Here is a 703-nt window from a genome sequence, read left to right on the forward strand (position 1 = left end):
TCGTCCTGAAGCCGGCCGAGCAGACACCGTCCTCGATCCTGGTGCTGATGGAACTGATCGGCGACCTGCTGCCGGCCGGTGTCCTGAATGTGGTCAACGGCTTCGGCGTCGAGGCCGGCAAGCCGCTGGCCTCCAGCCCCCGTATCCGCAAGATCGCCTTCACCGGCGAAACCTCCACCGGCCGGCTGATCAGCCAGTACGCCAGCGCCAACCTGATTCCGGTCACGCTGGAGCTCGGCGGCAAGAGCCCGAACATCTTCTTCAACGACGTCGCGGACACCAATGACGCGTTCTACGACAAGGCCCTCGAGGGCTTCACCCTGTATGCCTTCAACCAGGGCGAAGTCTGCAGCAGCCCGTCGCGCGCCCTCGTCCAGGACGGCATTTACGATTCCTTCATGGCCGACGCCGTGGCCCGCACGCAGCAGATCATCCAGGGCAACCCACTGGACACCACCACCCAGATCGGTGCCCAGGCGTCTGTAGGCCAGATGGAAAAGATCCTCTCCTACATCGACATCGGGCTCCAGGAGGGCGCCAGGATCCTCGCCGGCGGGAACCAGGCACAGCTCGACGGAGACCTGGCCGGTGGCTTCTACGTCCAGCCGACCATCTTCGAGGGCAACAACAAGATGCGGATTTTCCAGGAGGAAATCTTCGGTCCTGTCGTGTCGGTGGCGCGGTTCAGCGACTACAACGACGC

Annotated in this window: 1 protein-coding gene; it reads left to right on the plus strand. The window is 63.7% G+C overall.

The window, feature by feature from the left end; translation table 11 throughout:
• Positions 1-703, plus strand: a 703-nt coding sequence (locus Y706_RS0102730) for an aldehyde dehydrogenase family protein (RefSeq protein WP_028275364.1), incomplete at both ends; no start/stop codon positions are given.

The sequence above is a fragment of the Arthrobacter sp. I3 genome, from assembly GCF_000520575.1.
GTDB lineage: Bacteria > Actinomycetota > Actinomycetes > Actinomycetales > Micrococcaceae > Arthrobacter > Arthrobacter humicola_A.